This is a genomic window from Mycobacterium sp. ST-F2 (assembly GCF_001905655.1).
Classification (GTDB): domain Bacteria; phylum Actinomycetota; class Actinomycetes; order Mycobacteriales; family Mycobacteriaceae; genus Mycobacterium.
Map to the genome: position 1 here is coordinate 1 of NZ_JMHT01000073.1, position 21,188 is coordinate 21,188.

At 66.5% G+C, this 21,188-nt stretch carries 21 protein-coding genes; 15 read left to right on the forward strand and 6 right to left on the reverse strand.

The genetic code is table 11. The annotated features are described in order from the left end of the window. The first annotated feature begins 388 nt into the window (after nucleotides 1-388). The 6 genes from EB75_RS24070 (at nucleotide 389) to EB75_RS24095 (ending at nucleotide 4,473) form a co-directional block, all read left to right on the forward strand. Entirely contained in the window at nucleotides 389-883 is a 495-nt protein-coding gene (locus EB75_RS24070) for an Rv2240c family protein (protein WP_073697897.1), read from the forward strand. Nucleotides 884-901: 18 nt separating this feature from the next. Then, complete coding sequence (locus EB75_RS24075) at nucleotides 902-1,600, forward strand: sensor domain-containing protein (RefSeq protein WP_073697781.1); 699 nt, start codon at nucleotides 902-904, stop codon at nucleotides 1,598-1,600. Between the two features lie 64 nt (nucleotides 1,601-1,664). Then, nucleotides 1,665-2,105: an SRPBCC family protein gene (locus tag EB75_RS24080; RefSeq protein WP_073697782.1), complete on the forward strand. Its 441-nt coding sequence runs from the start codon at nucleotides 1,665-1,667 to the stop codon at nucleotides 2,103-2,105. A 47-nt stretch (nucleotides 2,106-2,152) separates the two neighbouring features. Further along, nucleotides 2,153-3,229, forward strand: a complete 1,077-nt coding sequence (locus tag EB75_RS24085) for a CaiB/BaiF CoA transferase family protein (RefSeq protein WP_073697783.1) — start codon at nucleotides 2,153-2,155, stop codon at nucleotides 3,227-3,229. 68 nt (nucleotides 3,230-3,297) lie between these two features. Beyond that, entirely contained in the window at nucleotides 3,298-3,735 is a 438-nt protein-coding gene (locus EB75_RS24090; protein WP_073697784.1) for an SRPBCC family protein, read from the forward strand. A gap of 27 nt (nucleotides 3,736-3,762) precedes the next feature. Then, nucleotides 3,763-4,473, forward strand: coding sequence for a GntR family transcriptional regulator (locus EB75_RS24095; RefSeq protein WP_073697785.1), 711 nt, complete (start codon nucleotides 3,763-3,765; stop codon nucleotides 4,471-4,473). 48 nt (nucleotides 4,474-4,521) lie between these two features. Here EB75_RS24095 and EB75_RS24100 read toward each other — a convergent pair whose 3' ends face one another. Beyond that, complete coding sequence (locus EB75_RS24100; protein WP_073697786.1) at nucleotides 4,522-5,682, reverse strand: pyridoxal phosphate-dependent aminotransferase; 1,161 nt, start codon at nucleotides 5,680-5,682, stop codon at nucleotides 4,522-4,524. Between the two features lie 11 nt (nucleotides 5,683-5,693). Continuing rightward, entirely contained in the window at nucleotides 5,694-6,194 is a 501-nt protein-coding gene (locus EB75_RS24105; RefSeq protein ID WP_073697787.1) for a DUF2834 domain-containing protein, read from the reverse strand. A 70-nt stretch (nucleotides 6,195-6,264) separates the two neighbouring features. On the opposite strand from EB75_RS24105, the gene EB75_RS24110 reads away from it, so the two are divergent. The 5 genes from EB75_RS24110 to EB75_RS24130 all read left to right on the forward strand — a co-directional run bounded on the left by EB75_RS24110 (nucleotide 6,265) and on the right by EB75_RS24130 (nucleotide 11,589). Continuing rightward, the gene (locus EB75_RS24110) at nucleotides 6,265-6,849 is read left to right on the forward strand and encodes a TetR/AcrR family transcriptional regulator (protein WP_073697788.1); all 585 of its coding nucleotides are present in this window, start codon (nucleotides 6,265-6,267) and stop codon (nucleotides 6,847-6,849) included. A gap of 62 nt (nucleotides 6,850-6,911) precedes the next feature. Beyond that, nucleotides 6,912-8,462 carry a phytoene desaturase family protein gene (locus EB75_RS24115; protein WP_073697789.1) on the forward strand — a complete coding sequence of 517 codons (1,551 nt, stop codon included), beginning with the start codon at nucleotides 6,912-6,914 and terminating at the stop codon, nucleotides 8,460-8,462. A 65-nt stretch (nucleotides 8,463-8,527) separates the two neighbouring features. Beyond that, on the forward strand, nucleotides 8,528-9,229 hold the full coding sequence (locus EB75_RS24120; RefSeq protein ID WP_073697790.1) for a GntR family transcriptional regulator: 702 nt from the start codon (nucleotides 8,528-8,530) through the stop codon (nucleotides 9,227-9,229). A gap of 82 nt (nucleotides 9,230-9,311) precedes the next feature. Next, nucleotides 9,312-10,877, forward strand: coding sequence for an NCS1 family nucleobase:cation symporter-1 (locus tag EB75_RS24125; RefSeq protein ID WP_073697791.1), 1,566 nt, complete (start codon nucleotides 9,312-9,314; stop codon nucleotides 10,875-10,877). A 1-nt stretch (nucleotide 10,878) separates the two neighbouring features. Beyond that, nucleotides 10,879-11,589, forward strand: a complete 711-nt coding sequence (locus EB75_RS24130; protein ID WP_073697792.1) for an aspartate/glutamate racemase family protein — start codon at nucleotides 10,879-10,881, stop codon at nucleotides 11,587-11,589. Here EB75_RS24130 and puuE read toward each other — a convergent pair. From puuE to EB75_RS24145, 3 genes are read right to left on the reverse strand one after another with little or no spacing between them, the layout of a single operon-like run. Further along, nucleotides 11,586-12,485, reverse strand: coding sequence for an allantoinase PuuE (puuE, locus tag EB75_RS24135; protein ID WP_073697793.1), 900 nt, complete (start codon nucleotides 12,483-12,485; stop codon nucleotides 11,586-11,588). The two genes, EB75_RS24130 and puuE, sit on opposite strands and share 4 nt — an antisense overlap. Beyond that, nucleotides 12,482-13,444, reverse strand: coding sequence for an allantoicase (alc, locus tag EB75_RS24140; RefSeq protein ID WP_073697794.1), 963 nt, complete (start codon nucleotides 13,442-13,444; stop codon nucleotides 12,482-12,484). The genes puuE and alc overlap by 4 nt, the downstream gene beginning before the upstream one ends. Then, nucleotides 13,441-14,655 carry a DUF6986 family protein gene (locus EB75_RS24145; protein ID WP_142239792.1) on the reverse strand — a complete coding sequence of 405 codons (1,215 nt, stop codon included), beginning with the start codon at nucleotides 14,653-14,655 and terminating at the stop codon, nucleotides 13,441-13,443. Before EB75_RS24145 ends, alc begins: the two co-directional genes overlap by 4 nt. A gap of 105 nt (nucleotides 14,656-14,760) precedes the next feature. Here EB75_RS24145 and EB75_RS24150 point away from each other — a divergent pair, with 105 nt between their 5' ends. From EB75_RS24150 to EB75_RS24165, 4 genes are all read left to right on the forward strand, one after another. After that, nucleotides 14,761-15,783 (forward strand): alpha/beta hydrolase, encoded by a 1,023-nt coding sequence (locus EB75_RS24150; protein ID WP_073697795.1) that lies wholly within the window; start codon nucleotides 14,761-14,763, stop codon nucleotides 15,781-15,783. A gap of 85 nt (nucleotides 15,784-15,868) precedes the next feature. Continuing rightward, nucleotides 15,869-17,005, forward strand: a complete 1,137-nt coding sequence (locus EB75_RS24155) for an alkene reductase (RefSeq protein WP_073697796.1) — start codon at nucleotides 15,869-15,871, stop codon at nucleotides 17,003-17,005. Nucleotides 17,006-17,212: 207 nt separating this feature from the next. Further along, complete coding sequence (locus tag EB75_RS24160) at nucleotides 17,213-18,424, forward strand: acetyl-CoA C-acetyltransferase (protein ID WP_073697797.1); 1,212 nt, start codon at nucleotides 17,213-17,215, stop codon at nucleotides 18,422-18,424. A 16-nt stretch (nucleotides 18,425-18,440) separates the two neighbouring features. Beyond that, a complete protein-coding gene (locus tag EB75_RS24165; protein ID WP_073697798.1) occupies nucleotides 18,441-20,588 on the forward strand; it encodes a 3-hydroxyacyl-CoA dehydrogenase NAD-binding domain-containing protein in 2,148 nt (715 codons plus the stop codon). Nucleotides 20,589-20,735: 147 nt separating this feature from the next. Here the strand turns inward: EB75_RS24165 and EB75_RS24170 are convergent, their stop codons facing one another. After that, a complete protein-coding gene (locus EB75_RS24170; RefSeq protein ID WP_073697899.1) occupies nucleotides 20,736-21,173 on the reverse strand; it encodes a TIGR03618 family F420-dependent PPOX class oxidoreductase in 438 nt (145 codons plus the stop codon). Between the last annotated feature and the right edge of the window lie 15 nt (nucleotides 21,174-21,188).

Below are 21,188 nucleotides of genomic sequence, written 5' to 3' on the forward strand. Positions count from 1 at the left end.
TCCCGGCAACGACGCGCCGATGACCTCTACACCCTCAACTGCGAAGAGCCGGTAAACGGACCGCAAAAACTTGCCCCTCCGTTATCAACCACTGGGCTAAGTGGGAATACGCGTGTATTGGTGGAGGTATTTGTCATGGTCGTTGCGCATGAAATGCGCTGATCAGCGAATGTGATCTAGGTCATTCCCCACGTGGTGCCATGTAACCGACGGGGATTGGAAATCGTCGGTTTGTTTTGCGTTAACCAATTGGCCATCTACACGCCCGACCGTGGGAACGTCGAACGCCGAGCGTCCGTCATAGCCGAGTGAGCACGATGCCTTCGGTGGACGCGGCGCGAATGACTTGGAGGAAACGGTGAAGTCTTCACACACCTGGGTGAGGTTCGTGGCAGCGTCCGCAATCGTCTTGGGCGCCGGCGTTTTCGGGCAGCCTTCGGCCGATGCCGACCCCGACGATCCCGCCCCGGCTCCGGTGAACGCCGGTTCGGTCCAGTCCGCGGGCGTCACCTCGGCGAACGCCGATCCGGCAGCGGTCGCAGCCTGCTCGCAGTTCGCCGCGGCGCTCGACAACGCGGCCGATGGCTACAGCGCCTTCGCCGACGACCTCGAGAACAACGATCCGTATGTCGGCCAGAGCAACCAGTCCGGCCGGACGAGCCTGCGGAGTTCCGCCCAGGTTGCGATGGATGCCGCCAACACGCCCGGTCTGCGGCCGGACATCGCCGAGCCCATGCGGGCCTGGTCGTTCGGCGCGGCCAAGCTGCTGGTGAAGATGGGCATCGGGATGACCGGAACCAACCTCGACAGCACGGCGACCGAGGTCAACAACAACGCCGAGGCGGTCCAGCGTGGCTGCGCCGCGGCCGGCACTCACGCCTGACCCGTATATAAGGAACACGTGAAGCGACACGCCTTGGGCGTCGCCGCCTTGTGCCTGGCGCTGGCCGCCTGCGGTGGCAAGGGTGGTGCGCCGACGCCTGCGACCCCGTCCGTCGTCGCCGAGTCGAGCATCAACGATCTGTTGCTGACTCCGGCCGAGCTGAACAAGACGATGGGCACCACCGGCCTTGTCGGCAGCCCGCCGAAAGACGGGATGGACGACCACCGCAACCTGCTGCCGAACCTGAACTGCCTCGGCGTCTGGCAGATCGACGAGTCCGTCATCTACTCGAAAGACGGCAAGGACCTCAAGAGCGGCCAGGACTGGAAGGCCGTGCGGCAGCAGACGCTCCGGGTCCCCGACATCGACGACTGGAACTACCTGGCGGCGCAGTCGGTCGTCTACTACCCGACCTCCGACGCGGCCCGGAACTTCTTCAACCTGTCGGCCGAGCGGTGGGCCAAGTGCACCAACCACAAGGTGAACATCCGGCTCAACGACAAGCCGCTGCCCAAGTGGTTGTCGGGCGACCTGGAGCGCACTGACACCAAACTGGCGATGCCCATCACGCGTGGCACCGGGCCTGAAACCCGTTGGTGCCAGCATGTTTTGCAGGTGGTGGCCAACCTGATCATCGACGTCGAGGCCTGCACTCCCAAGGCGCCGGTGACGGCAGCCGCGGACATCGCCACGAAGATCCAGGCGAACATCCACTAGGGACCGTCCCGCTGGATGCACCATCCTGGTCACGGCGCCCGGTCCGGTGGTCTATGGTCGCGCCATGGCAGTCAGCGCGTCGCACGAAGTGACCATCGAGGCAACCCCTGAAGAGATCATGGACGTCATCGCCGATCTGGCGCAGACACCCGTGTGGTCGCCGCAGTACACCAAGGCCGAGGTCCTGGACACCTACGACAACGGCCGGCCGAAGCAGGCCAAGATGACCATCAAGGCCGCCGGCATGGCCGACGACCAGATCCTCGAGTACACCTGGACCGACCTGACCGGCGGTTGGGTGCTGATCAGGTCGTCGTCGCTCAAGAAGCAGGAAGCCAAGTACACGCTGACCCCGGCCGGCAACAAGACCAAGGTGAAGTTCGAGATCACCGTCGACCCCGTCGTGCCCATCCCCGGCTTCCTGCTGAAGCGCAGCGTCAGCGGTGGCGCCGAGACCGCCACCGAGGGCTTGAAAAAGTTCATGGACAAGCGCAAGAAGGGCTGACGCACACCGGGATTCAGCCTCGTCGACCCATGGGCTAACGTCGCGGGATGACGAATGCGGGGCCACTGGCCGGAGTCAAGGTGATCGAACTCGGCGGGATCGGCCCCGGGCCGCACGCCGCCATGATGCTGGCGGACCTCGGCGCCGACGTGGTGCGGGTGCGTCGACCCGGCGGGCTGACCATGCCGGCCGAGAACGTCGACCTGCTGCACCGCGGGAAGCGGATCGTCGACCTGGACGTCAAGTCCGATCCGGCTGCGCTGCTCGCGCTGGCCGCGAAAGCCGATGTGCTGCTTGACTGTTTCCGTCCGGGGACCTGCGAGCGGCTCGGCATCGGGCCGGCCGAATGCGAGGCCGTCAACCCGCGCCTGATCTTCGCGCGGATCACCGGCTGGGGACAGGACGGCCCGCTGGCGCAGACCGCCGGCCACGACATCAACTACCTGTCGCAGACCGGTGCGCTGTCGGCCATCGGCTACCGCGACCGGCCGCCGGTCGCACCCCTGAACCTGGTCGCCGACTTCGGCGGCGGTTCGATGCTGGTGCTGATCGGCATCGTGACGGCGCTCTATGAACGCGAACGGTCCGGCCGCGGCCAGGTGGTCGACGCGGCGATGGTCGACGGCGTCAGCATGCTCGCCCAGATGATGTGGACCATGAAGGCCACCGGCGTGATGAAGGACCAGCGCGAGTCGTTCCTCCTGGACGGTGGTGCCCCGTACTACCGCGTCTACGAGACCTCCGACGGCGGGTACATGGCGGTCGGCTCGATCGAGCCGCAGTTCTTCGCCCAGCTACTTGTGGGGCTCGATCTGGATCCCGCGGAGGTGCCCAACCAGTTCGACCTCGCGCGCTACGACGAGATGCGGGACATCTTTGCCGCCCGGTTCGCGAGCCGGACCCGCGCCGAGTGGACCGAAAAATTTGCTGGAACTGATGCCTGCGTCACTCCCGTGCTCAGCTGGACCGAGGCCGCTGCCGGCGAACACCTCCGGGCCAGGTCCACCATCGTCACCGTCGACGGCGTCGACCAGGCAGCGCCGGCGCCGCGGTTCTCGCGGACCCCGTCCGGCCCCGTCGGCGCCCCGCCGCAGCAGACCACGCCGATCGACGCGCTCGGTTAGTAACGGTTTGGAAAGTTAGCTGCCGCATTTCCTATACGAGGCCGGTGTAGAGGACTAAATTTGCCCCTATGGCAGTTATGGCGTCCCGAGAGCTGGTGATCGACGCCTCGCCCGAAGCCATCATGGATGCGCTGGCCGATATGGACGAGGCGTCGCAATGGCGCAGCTTGCACCGGGAATTACAGGTAGTGGATCGGTATCCGGACGGTCGTCCTCACCACGTCAAAGCGACCGTGAAGATCATGGGCATCACCGACAAGGAGCTCCTGGAGTATCACTGGGGTGATGACTGGATGGTGTGGGACGCGTCCGACACCTTCCAACAGCGCGGGCAACATGCCGAGTACAAACTGACCCGTGAGGGCGACCGGACCCGGGTGCGGTTCGACATCATCGTGGACCTCGTTGCCCCCATTCCGGAGTTCTTGTTGCGCCGAGCCCGCAAACTGGTGCTCGATGCTGCGGTCGACCGGCTGCGGGCCCGGGTGACTCGTCTCTACGGCTAGTCCAGAATCTGTCGATAGGGAGTTTGTATGACCGACCGCCCACCTTCTCCGCTGTTGGAGAAGCTGGTGGTGGTGCGGCACGGGGGGCCGCAGCAGACCGTGGTGACCGAGCTGCGTCGAGTGATCCTGCGCGGCGACGCGCCGCCGGGGACCCCGGTGCCGCTGACGGAGGTCGCCGAGCTGTTCGGGGTGAGCCACATTCCGGTGCGGGAGGCGCTCAAGACGTTGATCAGCGAGGGCCTGGTGACCCACCGGCCGAACTCGGGGTACACCGTCTCCCGAATGACGAAGCAGGAGCTGCACGAGATGTACGTCGTGCGCGCGGCGCTGGAGGGCGCGGCGCTGGCGCGGGCCGCCGAACGCGCCACCGAGTACGAGCGGGCCGTCGCCATCGAGGCCAATGAGCGCATGGCGCAAGCGATCAAGGACTCCGACGGGGCCGCCTTCCAACGCGAGAGCCGCAACTTCCACATGGCCCTGGTGCGTCCGTCGGGCATGCACCGGCTGCTGCACATCCTCGAGATGTCCTGGAACATGATCGAACCCGTGCAGGCGATGATGCACGTGACACCGGACGACCGGGCCAAGCTCAACAGCGATCACGAGGAGATGCTCGAGGCGTTCCTGGCCCGGGACGCCGACCGGCTCAGTGCAATCGCGCAGCGGCACAACGACAGCGTCGACGCCGCGATTGGCACCCTGCCCACCGACACCGGGCTTCTCACCCAGGACAACTAGGGATGTGTGCACGATTTTCCGCGGCCGGCGCGGAAAATCGTGCACAAATCACAGCGTGCGGAGGCGGCTGATGGCCTCGTCGAGGGTGTCGTCGCGTTTGCAGAAGGCGAAGCGCACCAGGTGATTCCAGCCGGCTGAGTCAGGCGAGTGTGGATCCAGGAACGCCGACATCGGGATGGCCGCGACGCCGACGCGCTCGGGCAGCCCGGCGCAGAACGCGGTGCTGTCGTCATATCCCAGCGGCCGGGGGTCCGCGCACAGGAAGTAGGTGCCGAAGCTGTCGTGCACATCGAAGCCGATGTCGGTCAGGGCGCCGGCCAACCGGTCGCGCTTGCCGCGGTAGGACTTTCGCAATGCGTCGACCCAGGCGTCCTCGTGGTCGAGCGCGTGCGCGACGGCCGGCTGGAACGGTGCGCCACCCACGTACGTCAGGTACTGCTTGGCGGCGCGCACCCCGGCGATCAGGTCGGCCGGCCCGCAGGCCCAGCCGATCTTCCAACCCGTGCAGTTGAACATCTTCGCGGCGCTGGAGATGGTGACGGTCCGCTCGGCCATGCCGGGGTAGCCCGCCAGCGGCCGGTGCTGATGACCGTCGAACGTCAACTGCTCGTAGACCTCGTCGGTGATCACCAGGAGGTCGTGTTCGATGGCGAGGGCGGCGATGGCCGTCAGCTCGTCGTGGCTGGCGACCATGCCTGTCGGGTTGTGCGGTGAGTTGAGGATCAGGGCGCGGGTGGCCGGCGTGATCGCGGCGCGGAGCCCGTCGATGTCGATGGCGAAACCGTGGTTGTCCGGGGCGAGGGGGACGACGACGCGGCGGCAGCCGGCCATGGCGATCACCGGGGAGTAGGAGTCGTAGAACGGCGCGATGATCAGGACTTCGGCCCCTGGTTCGACCAGCCCGATCACGGCCGAGGCGATGGCCTCGGTGCCGCCGACGGTGACCAGTACCTCGGTGTCCGGGTCGTAGTCGATGCCGTAGTGCCGCTTGCGCTGCGCGGCGATGGCCTGACGCAGCGCCGGGATGCCCGGGCCGGGCGGGTATTGGTTGATGCCGTCCGCGATGGCCTGCTGCGCCACCGTGAGCATCGGCGCCGGGCCGTCTTCGTCGGGAAATCCCTGGCCGAGATTGACGGCGCCGACCCGCGCGGCCAGAGCCGACATCTCGGCGAAGATGGTGGAGGCGTAGGGCCGCAGGCGGGCGACCATCCTCGGTGGCGTCACCCCCGGATTGTCGCAGAACTCCTGACGTTGTCGGCCGCGCCCTGATGCCGCTGCTGCCGGGCGATCACCGCGAAGTAGAAGGCCAGCGCGAATGCGCAACTGGTGAAGAGGCTGCTGACGAAGAACAGCCACGGGTGCCGGATGCCGCGCCGCAGGCCGTCGGCGATGGTGAACAGCGGGAGCAGGATGACGTTGATGATCGTGTAGTCCTGGCCGGCCGAGGACGCCGCGGGGTTGACGAACATCAGGCGGATGTAGTCCGACCAGCTGCCGGGCCCGGTGATCGGATTGCCGTCGGCTGGTTGGTAATCCATGACGAACTTGGTGTTGAAGTAGTAGCCGAGCGCTATCGAGGCGATGCCGATGACGTAGTACGCCGACTCGAGTGCCGAGAACGCGGGCCCGTCGGCCGGTCGGCGGAAGACGGCCGGATTGAGCTTGACGATGAACGCGATGGTGATCAGTCCGAGGACGGCGTGGACGATGAGCGAGACCATGTCAGCGGAGTCTGCTCGCCGCATAATGTTTTGTCAATCATGACAAAACGTTCTGCGGTACGGTACTGGGATGCCCCGGCCGCCACAGACCGTCCGCAGTGAGCGCACGCGTGAGGCGTTGCAGCAGGCGGCGTTGGTCCGCTTTCTGGCGCAGGGTGTGGAGGGCACGACGGCCGAGGAGATCGCCGCGGATGCCGGGGTTTCGCTGCGCACGTTCTACCGGCATTTCACGTCGAAGCACGAGCTGTTGTTCGCCGACTACGACGCGGGCCTGCACTGGTTCCGCACCGCGCTGGCCGGACGTCCGGCAGACGAACCGGTGTTGGCGGCCGTACAGGCCGCGATCTTCGCCTTTCCGTATGACTTTGGCGCCGTCACCAAGATTGCCGCGCTGCGGGAACAGGAGCTGGACGCCGACCGGATCGTCAGCCACATCCGGCAGGTGGAGGCTGATTTCGCCGAAGCCATCGCCGAACACCTGGCGCGGTGTGGCAGGTCCGATGACCGGCTGCGCATCGCGGTGAGCTCGCGGACCATCGCTGCCGCGGTGTTCGGCGCGATGGAGGTGTGGATGTCGGGCGCGGAACGGTCACTGGCTGATCTGGCGCGCATGTGTCACCAGGCGCTGGATCAGCTCGCGGCCGGGCCGGTCTGATTTCATCGGCCAATGTTTTGTCACTATTGACAGAACTTTGTGACGAGTGCCAAGGTGCCATCATGGCGCAATTCGATGCGATCGTGATCGGGGCAGGGCACAACGGGCTGGCGTCGGCGGTGATGCTGCAGAAGGCCGGCCTGCGGACGCTGTGTCTGGAGTCCAAGCTCTACTCGGGCGGTATGGCCTCGACCGTAGAGCTGTTCGACGGCTTCAAATTTGAGATCGCCGGGTCCGAGCAGTTCCCGACGTCGCTCAAGGTGAGCCAGGAGCTGGGCCTCGACCAGGTGCCGAGCGTCGAGCAGGAAGTCATGTCGGTGAACATGCGGGGCATCGGCGATGAGCCGTTCCTCTTCTACTCCGACCCCATGAAGCTGCTCACGCACATGAACGAGGTGCACGGCGCCGAGGCCGTCAACGGCATGGCCGGGCTGATGGCCTGGAGCATGGCACCGGCGCGCGCCCTCGGACGCTTCGACGCCGGGCTGCCGCCCAAGACCTACGACGAGATGTATGCCTGCGCCACAAACGAATTCGAGCGGTCGGCCATCACCGACATGCTCTTCGGCTCGGTGACCGACGTCCTGGACCGCTACCTGCCGGACAAGGACAAGCACGGCGCCATCCGCGGCATGCTGTCGGTGCTGGCGTGCAACACCACCTACCGAGGACCCCAGACCCCGGGCAGTGCCGCCGCACTGGCCTTCGGGCTCGCGGTCCCCACCGACGGTGCGTCGCTGATGCGCAAGCTCAAGGGCGGCATCGGGGCACTGGCCCGCCACCTCGAGGACGCGTTCGTCGCGCACGGCGGTGAGGTCCGGCTGCGCAGCGCCGTCGCGGCCATCACCGTGGACGACGGCCGGGTCACCGGTGTCCGGCTGGAGGACGGTACGGAAATCGCTGCGCCCGTGGTGGTTTCGTCGCTCGCGCCGTCAGTGACCGTGGACAAGCTGCTCGGCGGTGCCGTACCCGACGACGTGCGGGCCCGCTACACGCGCGTCGACCACCGCGGCAGCTACCTGCAGATGCACTTCGCGCTCGACGGCATCCCCGAATTCGCCGAGCCCTACGAAATCCTGAACAACCCCGAATTACAGGGCACCATCGGCCTTTTCAGCACGCCGGAGGAACTGCAGCAGCAGTGGGAGGACAGCCGCCGGGGAATAGTGCCGGCCGACCCGTCCATCGCCTGGCAGATTCCGTCGGTCCAGGATCCCGAGCTGGCGCCACCCGGAAAGCATGCGTCGTCGGCGTTCGCGCTGTGGTTCCCGGTCGAAGGGGACGGCGACTACGGTTCGATGAAGCGGGAGATGGGGCAACGGGTCATCGACAAGATCACCCGGGTGGCACCGAACTTCGAGAAGCTGATCCTGCGGCACACGACGTTCACGCCGCGGCACATGGACCGCATGTTCGGCGCGCCCGGCGGCGACTTCTGCCATGGCCTGATCCACCCCGAGCAGATGGGCCCGAACCGGCCCGGCCCGCGCGGCTATCTGGACCAGGAGCTGCCGGTCGAGGGGCTCTATCTGGGCAGTGCCGGCTGCCACGGTGGCCCGGCCGTCAACTTCATCCCGGGCTACAACGCCGCGCACGCCGTCCTGAACGAGTGACTCCGCTAACGCAGTCGAAACGTCGCTGAAACGGGGTCGGCAACAACGCGATCTACTGTGCGGGTATGCGGCCCCACCGGCGTTCTGTGCTGCTCGGACAGCTGGTGGCGGACCGGACCGCGCCGTCACAGCAGGGCGTGCTGAATGAACTGCGGCGTGCGGTCCTCGACGGCGGGGTGCCGCCCGGTACGCCGATCCCTCTGGCTGACGTCGCGGACGTGTTCGGCGTCAGCCAGATTCCGGTGCGCGAGGCGCTGAAGACGCTCATCGGCGAGGGGCTGGTGGAGCACCGGCTCAACTTCGGCTACACCGTGGCGCTGCTGACACCGCAGGAGCTACGCGAAATGTACATCGTGCGTGAGGCTTTGGAATCGGCGTCGCTGGGCGTCGCCGTGGCCAACGCCACCGATGCCGACCGCGCGGCCGCGGTCGCGGTCAATGTCAAGCTGCAGCAGGCGATCCGCGACGACGACGCGGGTGCCTACCACCGGCAGAGCCGCGAGTTGCATGCCGCTCTCACCCGACCCTCGCGCATGTATCGGCTGCTGCACATGCTGGAGGCGGCGTGGAATGTCACCGAACCCGTGCAGTCCATGGTGCATGTCAGTCGTGACGACCGGGCGGACCTGCACGCGGACCATTGCGCGATGGTCGACGCCTTCGTCGCCGGTGACGCAGAACGCCTGATCACCGTCGCGGAAAACCATGCCGTCCGGCTCAACGCGGTGATCGCGACGCTACCGACCGACACCGGGCTGCTGGCGTAGCGGCGGGATATATCTTTTTCGCAATTGCCGCATATCCCCGGGGAAACAGCAGGGAAACGTTGTCTTCTTAGCGTTTTCGAGCATGACTGACACCCTCGTTCCCAAGGAAATCACCCCACCGGGCGCGGTGGTCGGCGCAGGTGACATCGTCGAGGCCGCCGGCCACCCGGTCGGCAGCGGCGTCATCAAACCGGAGTACGACCCACGGTTGACCAACGAAGACCTGGCGCCGCTGGGCAAGCAGAGTTGGTCGGCGTACAACATCTTCGCGTTCTGGATGTCCGACGTCCACAGCGTCGGCGGCTACGTGACGATGGGTACCCTCTTTTCCATCGGCCTCACTGCGTGGCAGGTCTTCGTCTGCCTGATTGCGGGCATCGTCATCGTCCAGGTCTTCTGCAACCTGGTCGCCAAACCGAGTCAACAGGCCGGTGTTCCCTATCCGGTCACCTGCCGTGCGTCGTTCGGCGTGTTGGGCGCCAACATTCCCGCCATCATTCGTGGCTGTATCGCGATCGCCTGGTACGGCGTACAGACCTACCTTGCGGCTGAGTCTCTGAACATCGTGCTCATCAAACTCTTCCCGAGCATGGCCAGTTTGAACACTCACATGTTCTTGGGCCTGTCGGCTCTCGGCTACATCAGCTACGCGATCCTGTGGGTGCTGCAAGCGGTGCTCTTCCTGCGCGGCATGGACATGATCCGCAAGTTCATCGACTTCGCAGGACCCGCGGTGTACGTGGTCATGGTCGTGATGTGCGTGTACATGCTGAACAAGGTCCACTGGCATGTGAACCTGAACCTGTCGAAGGAGGCACTCACCGGGGGAACCCTGGTCGCGGCGATGCTCGCCGCCATCGCCTCGGTGGTGTCCTACTTCTCGGGTCCGATGCTCAACTTCGGTGACTTCTCGAGGTACGCGAAGGACTTCAAGGCCGTCAAGCGTGGCAACTTCCTCGGCCTGCCGCTGAACTTCATCATGTTCTCGCTGCTGACCGTGCTCACTGCCGCGGCGACGGTGCCGCTGTACGGCGAATTGATCACCGACCCGATCAAGACCGTGGAGAAGATCGACAGCACATTCGCGATCGTTCTGGGTGGTTTCACCTTCGTGGTCGCGACCATCGGCATCAACATCGTCGCCAACTTCATCTCGCCGGCATTCGACTTCTCGAACGTCAGCCCGCAGCGGATCAGCTGGACCAAGGGCGGCATGATCGCGGCAGTCGGCTCGGTGATCCTGACGCCGTGGAACTGGTACAGCAACGACGAGGCCATCTTTTGGACGCTCGGTCTGCTGGGCGCGCTGATCGGCCCGCTGTTCGGCATCCTGATCGCGGACTTCTACCTGATCCGGAAACAGAAGATCATCGTCGACGATCTGTTCACCATGGAACCCAGCGGCGCGTATTGGTACGACAATGGCTATAACCGCGCCGCCGTCTATTCCGTTGCCATCTCTGGTGTCATCGCGTTCGCCTCGGTGCTCATCCCGAAACTGTTCCACGTGTGGGACGGTGCGTACGGCATCACCAAGTACAGCTGGTTCATTGGTTGTGCGGCCGGCTTCATTGCCTACTATTTCTTGGCGAAGGCAGCCAACGTAGCCGGCTGCAATGACCAAGAAATTGAACCAGCAGCGGCTTGACATGCGCATCCTGGTAATCAACCCGAACACCACCCGGGCCATGACCTCGACCATTGAGGCATGTGCCCGGGCGGTAGCGCTTCCGGGGACTGAAATCGTCGGTGTCACTTCACCATTCGGCCCGCCGTCCATCGAGAGCCACTACGACGAAGCTATGAGCGTGCCGGGGCTGCTGGATGTCATCGCGCGCGGGGAACAGTCCGGGGCCTCTGGCTACGTCATCGCCTGTTTCGGTGATCCCGGCCTGGACGCGGCGCGCGAGGTGGCGGCAGGCCCGGTGATCGGCATCGCCGAGGCAGCCATGCATACCGCCAGCCATCTGGGGCGCGGATTCTCGGTCGTGACCACATTGAGCAGGACCGTCGGGCGGGCAGCCGAACTCGCCGAGCGCTACGGGATGGACCGGTTCTGCCTGGGCATCCACGCGTGTGAGATCCCCGTGCTGGATTTGGAGTCGAACCCGGACGCGCTCAAGGAGGTCACGGCAGCGTGCCGCGCGGCCGTCGAGCGCGACGGTTCCGACGCGATCGTGCTGGGGTGTGCGGGCATGGCGGACATGTGCCGGACGATCTCGGCGGAGATCGGCGTGCCGGTCGTCGATGGCGTGATCGCCGCGACGCTGACGGTGCAGTCGCTGGTGACGATGGGTCTGCGTACCGGGAAACTCGGCGAGTACGCCTATCCGCCCGCCAAGGAGTACACGCAGCGTTAGGCCGGATGTACTGCGCGCCAGTGGTTCGCGATCTCGATGCGCCGGGCCAGCCACACCCGGTCATGACGCTGCACGTGGTCGAGGAATCGTTCCAGCGCGGCACTGCGGGCCGGTCGGCCGACCAGGCGGCAGTGCAGCCCGACCGAGAGCATCTTCGGGCTGCCGGCCAGACCCTCGGCGTAGAGCACGTCGAACGCGTCACGCAGATGGGCGAAGAACTCCTCGCCGTTGGAAAAGCCTGCCGGAGAGGCGAAGCGCATGTCGTTGGTGTCGAGCGTGTACGGCACCACGAGATGGTCGGTGTCGGCCACCCGCACCCAGTACGGCAGATCGTCGGCGTAGGAATCCGAGTCGTACACGAACCCGCCGTGCTCGACCACCAGCTCGCGCGTGTGCGGTGAGTCCCGGCCGGTGTACCAGCCCAGTGGTGCGGCGCCGGTGAGCTCGGTCAGAATGCGGACCGCCTCGGCCATGTGCTCGCGTTCGGTGTCGCGATCGATCAGCTGGTACGACTTCCACCGCAGACCGTGACAGGCGATCTCGTGTCCCAGTTCGCCGAACGCGGCCAGCGCCTCGGGATTGCGCTGCAGGGCTCGGGCCACCGCGAAGATGGTCAGCGGGATGCCCCGGCGCTCGAAAATCCTCAGTATCCGCCACAATCCGGCGCGCGAGCCGTACTCGTAGAGCGACTCCATGCTCATGTGCCGGTCGGGGAACGCGTCGGCCGGGGTCATCTCGGACAGGAACGTCTCCGAGGCCGGGTCCCCGTCGAGCACGTTGTTCTCGCCGCCCTCCTCATAGTTGAGGACGAACTGCACGGCTACGGCCGCACCCCCGGGCCACTGCGGGTCCGGCGGGGTGCGGCCATAGCCCACCAGGTCGCGTGGGTAGCTCACGCGAGTTCCCCGAACAGCCGCAACCGGGCCAGCCCTCCGTCCGGATAGATGTCCAGTCGTGCCTCGGACACCACGTCGTCGGCGTCGACGAGGAAACGGTGACGGGTGTCGGGCAGCAGTTCGGTGCGGGGCAGCAGTTCGACCCACTGTCCGTCGGCTCCCAATGCGGTCAGTGCCGCGGCGCCGGGGCTGTTCCCGATGAAGTACGACGTGTCGATCTCGGCGAGCCGCACCCGGCCCGGTCCGGCCAGCCGGATACGCACCCAGTCGTTGGAATCGTCACGGCGCCGGGCGGTTTCCCAGCCATCGCCCATCACCTGCGCCTGTCCGGGGAAGATCAGATTCTGCGGAGAACTGTAGAAGCGATTCGAGGCGTCCAGCACCAGACCGCCGTTCTCCAGGGCCGCCAGGTCCAGCGGACCGACGCCGAAGAATCGGGTGTCCGGGCGGCCTTCGCCGTGCACCCGCAGTCGCGCCACCCCGCCGTCCGGGTAGATGTTGAGGCGCACGTGCGTCCAGCGCTGCTCCGAGGAGACCTCGAAGTTGTTGCGCGTGTCGCCGTACACCCGCGACCGCTCGATGAGCGGTACCCAGTCCGGGGCGTCGGCCAATTGTTCGGCTGTCGGGTACCCGTCGACCTCGATGGCGTCGATGGAGACGGCCGGCGGATAGTTGCCCTTGAACCATGCGGTGTCGACGACCACGCCGCGGATGACACCCGGCACACCGAGCCGCACGATGGCCGTGTCGTGGCCGTCTTCGCGCCGCCGCCGGGTCTCCCAACCGTCGTACACCTGTCCCTTGTGCCCGAACGACGCCGGCCGATACACCGAGGGACCGGGGGAGATGAGGTTCTCTTTCTCGGCGAACAAGTCGTCGTTCGCCCAGATGACGGCACCACCGAGGCTCCGCAGCGCGAGATCCGGCAGCCAGGTGAAGTCCGGCAATGATTCAGTCATGACAGCTTTCGGTTCTTGAGGTTTCGCAATACTTCAACGGTGGCGCCGGGCGCAACCGCGAGGACATCGTCGGGGCCGAATGCACCGCAGTCCAGCCCGCGCAGCACCACCGCGGCCAACGCCTCGGCGGTCGCGGGTTCGTCGACGATCGGGCCGCCGGTGCGGTCCAGGTAGGCCTGCAGGCGTGGCGCCGCGGCGGCCATGGCGGCCCGGAAGAACGTGAAGGTGGCCAGCCACCGGGTCACCAGGTGGCCGGGATGCATGTCCCAGCCCTGGTAGAAACCGCGCGTGAGGGACCGGGTGACCAGCCGATGGTGGCGCCGGATCGCCTGCACCACTTGCTCTTCGGTGCCGGTCGGGGCCACCTGCGTCGAGCCGTCGGCGACCCAGACCCCGGTTTGCGCGGCGGCGGTCTGCATCACCGCTTTGGCGTGGTCGGCCACGGCGTGGTCGAGCGCCTGATGTTGCGGTGCGATGCCGCAGGCGGCGCTGTAATCGTATGTGCCGTAATGCAATGCGCTGCACCGGCCATCGGCCAGGTGGATCGCGCGGGCGAGGGTCGCGGTCCCGTCCGGGCCGAGTACCGCCTGCGGGCTCTCGATCTGCAGCTCGAAGCGCAGCGTGTGATCGGCCAGGCCGTGCGCGGTTTCCAACGCCTCGCACAGCCAGACTGCTGCGGTGACCTGTTCGGCCGCACGCAGTTTCGGCACGGTGAAGACGAATCCGTCGATGGCGCCGGCGTCGAGCACCAACTCGAGAGTGCGCAGGGCCCGACGGCGTTCCGCGGTCGTCAGTCCCTTGATGCGAATCCCGTTGTGGCTCAGCCCGAGTGCGGGGAGGGTCACCGCCGCCCGCGCCGCGTCACGATCCTCCACGTCGTCGCCGCGGTGGCCGTAACCGTCCTCGAAATCTACCCGCAGGTCGGCAATCGGCGCTGCGGCGAGCTGGTTGCGCACGAGTGCCAGAGTGGTCGGGTCACCGAGTTCAGCGAAGACCTCCAGGTGCCGGTCCAGCAGTTCGAGCGCGGCCTGACCCCACTGCGCGGGAGTGTCGGGAGTCGCGTCGGCCGCGCTGACATAGACGGTATGTATCGGCTGGACGGCAGACCCGTCCCCCGGAAACCGGGCCGCGAGGTCGGCGTCGACGCGGGATAACAGGCTGTCGATTCGATGGAGCGCATCCGCTGAGATGCGATGGTGGGGGTCCGACACCCGCCTATCGTGCCGTGTCGACGCGATCTCAGCACGTCGAGCCCCCCGCCGGTGCCAGAGGAGCTGATCTAGTCTCGGCACAGCAATGTCGCACAAGGAGGCCCCATGACCAGCGCCGAACGGATCGACGATCCCTTTGACGGTTCTATCCCGGAGACCGCCACGTACGCGGGCCCGGAATGGATGGGCAAGGCCAACTGGCATTCGGTCGCTGAGATGTACCTGCTCAAGGCCATGAAGCCGCTGCTGTTCCTGCTGACCAAGCTGATGCTGGCCATCAACAAGCGGTTTCCGCAGGCGCTGCTGAACCGCGCCTACGACGGTTCCGAGCGGGTCATGCACTGGATGCCCGGCGTCAGCGGGTCGCGGACCGAGAAGGTCGAGCTGCCGAACTGTCCGGCGGAATGGGTCTGGAACGAGAAGACCCCGCCGGTCGACGGTCGCGTCATCATCTACTTCCACGGGTCGGCGTTCATCGCGCTCGGCATCAACAGCCACCGGCCGCTGGTCAGTCACATCGCCCGCGACAGCCGCGCCCGCGCGCTGAGCGTCGCCTACCGGTTGTGCCCGCGCAACCTCGTCGAGGACGCCGTCGAAGACGGCGTCGATGCCTACCGCCATGTGCTGGCGCAGGGCGTGAAGCCCGAGAACATCGTGCTGGCCGGTGACTCGGCGGGTGGCTTCATCGCGGCCATGACGGCCGTCGCGGTGCGCGACCTGGGTCTGACTCCGCCCGCCGGCTGCGTCCTGATCTCCGCGGCCACCGACAGCGACATGACGCCGAAGTATGAAGCAGCCGCCCGCATCCCCGATGCCACCTTCCCCATCGAATTCCTGCGGATGATCAGTGAGGTCTTCCTGCTGCGCAACGGTGGCCGCGGCCCCATCCCGTCACCGGTCGACGCCGACCTGCGCGGCCTGGGCCCGTTCCTGCTGCAGGTGGGTTCGGAAGAGGCGCTGCGGCCGGACTCGGAGCTGCTGGCCGAGCGGCTGGCGGCAGCCGGCGTGCCGGTGCGGCTGCAGGTCTTCGACCGCGCAGTCCACGTCTTCCAGGCCTTCGCCTTCTCGAACCCCGACGCCCGTCGTGCCGTCGACGAGATCGCGACTTTCGTGAAGGACGTCGCCTAGCTGAACCGAGTGTTGGCTTGTGTTCGACGATCCACGAAATCGTCGAACACGAGCCAACATTCGACGCTGGGCAACACAGCCGGGAATGAACCGGCGTCGTGCGGCGGTTGCCTACTCCGTGACTGCCGCTCCCTTCCGCCTTTCCACCGACGCCGCACTGCTCAAGCCCGTTCAGGTCGGTGACACGCTGGCCACCAACCGTCTGTTCATGGCGCCGCTGACGCGGTCGCGGGCCGACGCCGACGGCACACCGTCGGACCTGGCGGCCGAGTATTACTCGCAGCGCGCCGCCGCCGGGATCATCATCTCCGAGGCCACTGCCGTTTCGCGGAGTGCCAACGGCGCCTACATGAACACCCCCGGCATGTACACCGACGGGCACCAGGCCAAGTGGGCTGAGATCGCGCAGGCCGTGCACGAGGCCGGCGGAAAGATGTTCGTGCAGTTGTGGCACGTCGGCCGCATGGGGCATTCGGAGATCAGCGGTGCCCAGCCGGTCGCGCCGTCGGCCATCGCCGCCGACATGGTCACCCACACACCCACGGGCAAGAAGCCTCTGGAAATCCCACGGGCGCTCGACATCGAGGAGATCCCCGGGATCGTCGCCGACTTCCGTGCCGCCGCGCGCCGCGCGGTCGACGCCGGGATGGACGGCGTGGAGATTCACGGCGCCAACGGTTACCTGTTGCACGAGTTCGCGTCCGACGTGGTCAACCAGCGCACCGACGCGTACGGCGGATCGCCGGAGAACCGGGCCCGACTGATCGCCGAGGTCGTCGAAGCCGTCGTGGCCGAGATCGGACCCGGTCGGGTCGGGCTGCGGATATCCCCCGGAAACTCCGCCGGCGACATGCGTGAGAACGACGCGTTCAGCGCATATGAGGCCCTGCTGAACCGGATCGATCCGCTCGGTATCGCATACCTGCATGTGCTCATCGACCCCACCGAGGCGCTGTTCGGGGCGATCCGCGCATTGTGGTCGGGCACCTTCGTGCTCAACACAGGCCGGGCGTCAGGTACCGATTTCTGCCAGCTGAACAGCTTCGTGGACCTGGGTGCCATCAGTGCCGCCGCGGTCGGGCGGTCCTTCCTGGCCAACCCCGACCTGGTCGACCGCCTGATCCTGGGGGCCGAGCTCAACGAACCCGACGTGGCGACGTTCTACGCGCCGGGTCCCGTCGGCTACACCGACTATCCGTTCCTCACCGAGGCCGTCGCTTAACGGCAGGCGCACGGGCCACTTTTTGCGCAAGGGCCACTTATTGCACGTCAGGTCGCCGCGGACGTGCCGTAGGTGGCCTTTTGTGTGCCTCTGGACACTCTCCCAACCACCTGGTTGGGAGGGCCTGTTACGCTTCCGGGCAGGGGACCGTCTACCCGCGGGTAGCCGCACCCACAACCCCATCTCAATAGGACCTGGAGCAAACACATGTCCGAAGAAGCCTTCATCTATGAGGCCATTCGCACGCCCCGTGGCAAGCAGCGCAACGGTGCACTGAACGAGGTCAAGCCGGTCAACCTGATCGTCGGCCTGATCGACGAAATGCGTCGTCGCAACCCCGATCTGGACGAGAACCTGATCAGCGACGTCATCATGGGCGTCGTCTCGCCCGTCGGTGACCAGGGCGGCGACATCGCCCGCACCGCCGCTCTCGTGGCCAAGCTGCCCGAGACCACCGGTGGCTTCCAGCTCAACCGCTTCTGCGCCTCCGGCCTCGAGGCCGTGAACCTGGCCGCCCAGAAGGTCCGTTCCGGCTGGGACGACCTGGTGTACGCCGGTGGTGTCGAGTCCATGAGCCGCGTCCCGATGGGTTCGGACGGCGGCGCGTGGGCCGGTGACCCCGAGACCAACTACCGCATCGGCTTCGTCCCGCAGGGCATCGGCGCCGACCTGATCGCCACCATCGAGGGCTTCTCGCGCGAGGACGTCGACGCCTACGCGGTGCGCTCGCAGGAGAAGGCCGCCGCGGCGTGGTCCGGCGGCTACTTCGCCAAGTCGGTCATCCCGGTCAAGGACCAGAACGGCCTGACCATCCTGGACCACGACGAGCACATGCGTCCGGGCACCACCCTGGAGAGCCTGGGCAAGCTCAACTCCGCGTTCGCGGGCCTGGGCGCCATGGGCGGCTTCGACGACGTGGCGCTGCAGAAGTACCACTACGTCGAGAAGATCGACCACGTCCACCACGGCGGCAACAGCTCGGGCATCGTCGACGGTGCCGCGCTGGTGCTGATCGGTTCCGAGGCTGCCGGCAAGTCGCAGGGCCTGACCCCGCGTGCCCGCATCGTGGCCACCGCCACCAGCGGTGCCGACCCCGTCATCATGCTGACCGGCCCGACCCCGGCCACCAAGAAGGTGCTGGACCGCGCCGGCCTGACGGTCGATGACATCGACCTGTTCGAGATCAACGAGGCCTTCGCCTCGGTCGTCCTGAAGTTCCAGAAGGACCTGAACATCCCGGACGAGAAGCTGAACGTCAACGGTGGCGCCATCGCGATGGGCCACCCGCTGGGCGCCACCGGCGCCATGATCACCGGAACCATGGTCGACGAGCTCGAGCGCCGCGGCGCCAAGCGTGCCCTGATCACGCTGTGTATCGGCGGCGGCATGGGCGTGGCCACCATCATCGAGCGCGTCTAGGGAGAATTGAAAAACAATGGCTGAGAAGACAATTCAGTGGGACAAGGATGCCGACGGCATCGTCACCCTGACCATGGACGACCCGACCGGTTCGGCCAACGTCATGAACGAGCACTACAAGGAGTCGATGCACTACGCGGTGCAGAGCCTCATCGCCGAGAAGGACTCCATCACCGGTGTCGTCATCACCAGCGCGAAGAAGACCTTCTTCGCCGGCGGTGACCTCAAGGGCATGATGCAGATCGGCCCGGACGACGCCGGCGAGGCGTTCGCCATGGTCGAGGACATCAAGCGCGATCTGCGCGCCCTGGAGACCCTGGGCAAGCCCGTAGTGGCCGCCATCAACGGTGCCGCCCTCGGCGGTGGCCTGGAGATCGCCCTTGCGTGCCACCACCGCATCGCCGCCGACGTCCGCGGCAGCCAGATCGGCCTGCCCGAGGTCACCCTGGGCCTGCTGCCCGGCGGTGGCGGCGTCGCCCGTACCGTGCGCATGTTCGGTATCCAGAAGGCCTTCATGGAGGTCCTGAGCCAGGGCACCCGCTTCACCCCGGCCAAGGCGCAGGCCACCGGCCTGGTCGACGAGCTGGTCGACACCGTCGAGGAACTGGTCCCGGCCGCCAAGGCGTGGATCAAGGCCAACCCCGAGGCCCACACCCAGCCGTGGGACGTCAAGGGCTACAAGATGCCCGGCGGCACCCCGTCGAGCCCGGGCCTGGCCGGCATCCTGCCGTCGTTCCCGGCGCTGCTGAAGAAGCAGCTCAAGGGTGCCCCGATGCCCGCGCCGCGCGCCATCCTGGATGCCGCCGTCGAGGGTGCGCAGGTCGACTTCGACACCGCGTCGCGCATCGAGAGCCGCTACTTCACCACCCTGGTCACCGGCCAGACGTCGAAGAACATGATTCAGGCGTTCTTCCTGGACCTGCAGGCCATCAACGGCGGTGCGTCGCGTCCGGCGGACATCCCCAAGCAGGACATCAAGAAGATCGGCGTGCTGGGCGCGGGCATGATGGGCGCCGGTATCGCCTACGTGTCGGCCAAGGCGGGCTACGAGGTCGTCCTCAAGGACGTCACGCAGGAAGCTGCCGACAAGGGCAAGAACTACTCCGAGAAGATCGAGGCCAAGGCCCTCGAGCGGGGCAAGACCACGCAGGAGCGCTCCGACGCGCTGCTGGCCCGCATCACGCCGACCGCTGACCCGGCCGACCTCAAGGGCGTCGACTTCGTCATCGAGGCCGTGTTCGAGAACCAGGAACTCAAGCACAAGGTGTTCCAGGAGATCGAGGACATCGTCGAGCCCAACGCACTGCTCGGCTCGAACACCTCCACGCTGCCGATCACCGGTCTGGCGACCGGCGTGAAGCGCCAGGAGGACTTCATCGGTATCCACTTCTTCTCGCCCGTCGACAAGATGCCGCTGGTGGAGATCATCAAGGGCGAGAAGACCTCCGACGAGGCGCTGGCCCGCGTGTTCGACTACACCCTGGCCATCAAGAAGACCCCGATCGTCGTCAACGACAGCCGTGGCTTCTTCACCTCGCGCGTGATCGGCACCTTCGTCAACGAGGCGCTGGCCATGCTGGGCGAGGGCGTCGCGCCCGCGTCCATCGAGCAGGCCGGTTCGCAGGCCGGTTACCCGGCGGCGCCGCTGCAGCTCTCGGATGAGCTCAACCTCGAGCTCATGCACAAGATCGCCGTGGCCTCCAAGGAGGGCGTCGAGGCCGAGGGTGGCACCTACGTGGGGCACCCGGCCGAGGCTGTCGTCGAGAAGATGATCGAGCTCGGTCGCCCGTCGCGCCTCAAGGGTGCGGGCTTCTACGAATACGTCGACGGCAAGCGCACCCAGCTGTGGCCGGGCCTGAAGGACGCGTTCAACTCGGGTTCGACCGAACTGCCGCTGCAGGACATGATCGACCGCATGCTGTTCGCCGAGGCACTCGAGACCCAGAAGTGCATCGACGAGGGTGTGCTGACCTCGACCGCTGACGCGAACATCGGCTCGATCATGGGTATCGGCTTCCCGCCGTACACCGGTGGTTCGGCGCAGTTCATCGTCGGCTACCAGGGCGAGCTGGGCGTCGGCAAGGAGGCCTTCGTGGCCCGCGCCAAGGAACTGGCCGCCAAGTACGGCGACCGCTTCCTGCCGCCGGCTTCGCTGGAGAGCTAGCCTCTAGCCACTGGTTGCGAGACCCCCAAATCCCCAGGGATTTGGGGGTTTTCGCGTATCTGGCCGGGTTTCGTCGCCAATGTGCAGTCAGAGCGCGCCAACCGCGGATCTGGCGATCTGCGTGCACCCTCGGCGGGGCTCTGTGGGTCAGCGCGCGGGGTTCGAGTAGATCCGCGTAGGCGTGATCAGTACCGCAGCCCGGCCTTCTTCGCGCATGACGCGGTCGTAGGTGTCCCAGTCGTCGTGCGTCCCGCCGGCAGCCGTAAAGACGTTGCGCAACAACACCCTCAGGGTTTCGGCATCGGTGTCGTCCGGGCCGATGACTTCTGCCGTGCCCTCGACCGTCAGCCATTGCCAGCCCGCGTGCGCGACGACCGAGGTGCGCGGGTCAGCACGCAGATTGCGCAGCTTGCGGGTGGAGCCGATGGCGACGAGAGCGACGACCTCGTCGCCGGTCTGCGGATGCGGCATCACCCCGGCATTGACCACCGAGGACTGGATGCTCCCGTCACCGCGCAGGGTGTTGAGCACAACGAGCCCGTGGTCTCGAGCCGACAGGTCAGAGAAGGCGGCGAGGTCAGTCACCGTCGCCACGCTACG

What these genes read in the sequence shown, in the direction of transcription:
- EB75_RS24080 (WP_073697782.1), top strand. Translation starts at nt 1,665, where the DNA reads ATGGCAGTCAGCGCGTCGCACGAAGTGACCATCGAGGCAACCCCTGAA.
- EB75_RS24085 (WP_073697783.1), top strand. Translation starts at nt 2,153, where the DNA reads ATGACGAATGCGGGGCCACTGGCCGGAGTCAAGGTGATCGAACTCGGC.
- EB75_RS24090 (WP_073697784.1), top strand. Translation starts at nt 3,298, where the DNA reads ATGGCAGTTATGGCGTCCCGAGAGCTGGTGATCGACGCCTCGCCCGAA.
- EB75_RS24095 (WP_073697785.1), top strand. Translation starts at nt 3,763, where the DNA reads ATGACCGACCGCCCACCTTCTCCGCTGTTGGAGAAGCTGGTGGTGGTG.
- EB75_RS24100 (WP_073697786.1), bottom strand. Translation starts at nt 5,682, where the DNA reads ATGGTCGCCCGCCTGCGGCCCTACGCCTCCACCATCTTCGCCGAGATG.
- EB75_RS24105 (WP_073697787.1), bottom strand. Translation starts at nt 6,194, where the DNA reads ATGGTCTCGCTCATCGTCCACGCCGTCCTCGGACTGATCACCATCGCG.
- EB75_RS24110 (WP_073697788.1), top strand. Translation starts at nt 6,265, where the DNA reads ATGCCCCGGCCGCCACAGACCGTCCGCAGTGAGCGCACGCGTGAGGCG.
- EB75_RS24115 (WP_073697789.1), top strand. Translation starts at nt 6,912, where the DNA reads ATGGCGCAATTCGATGCGATCGTGATCGGGGCAGGGCACAACGGGCTG.
- EB75_RS24120 (WP_073697790.1), top strand. Translation starts at nt 8,528, where the DNA reads ATGCGGCCCCACCGGCGTTCTGTGCTGCTCGGACAGCTGGTGGCGGAC.
- EB75_RS24125 (WP_073697791.1), top strand. Translation starts at nt 9,312, where the DNA reads ATGACTGACACCCTCGTTCCCAAGGAAATCACCCCACCGGGCGCGGTG.
- EB75_RS24130 (WP_073697792.1), top strand. Translation starts at nt 10,879, where the DNA reads ATGCGCATCCTGGTAATCAACCCGAACACCACCCGGGCCATGACCTCG.
- alc (WP_073697794.1), bottom strand. Translation starts at nt 13,444, where the DNA reads ATGACTGAATCATTGCCGGACTTCACCTGGCTGCCGGATCTCGCGCTG.
- EB75_RS24150 (WP_073697795.1), top strand. Translation starts at nt 14,761, where the DNA reads ATGACCAGCGCCGAACGGATCGACGATCCCTTTGACGGTTCTATCCCG.
- EB75_RS24155 (WP_073697796.1), top strand. Translation starts at nt 15,869, where the DNA reads ATGAACCGGCGTCGTGCGGCGGTTGCCTACTCCGTGACTGCCGCTCCC.
- EB75_RS24160 (WP_073697797.1), top strand. Translation starts at nt 17,213, where the DNA reads ATGTCCGAAGAAGCCTTCATCTATGAGGCCATTCGCACGCCCCGTGGC.
- EB75_RS24165 (WP_073697798.1), top strand. Translation starts at nt 18,441, where the DNA reads ATGGCTGAGAAGACAATTCAGTGGGACAAGGATGCCGACGGCATCGTC.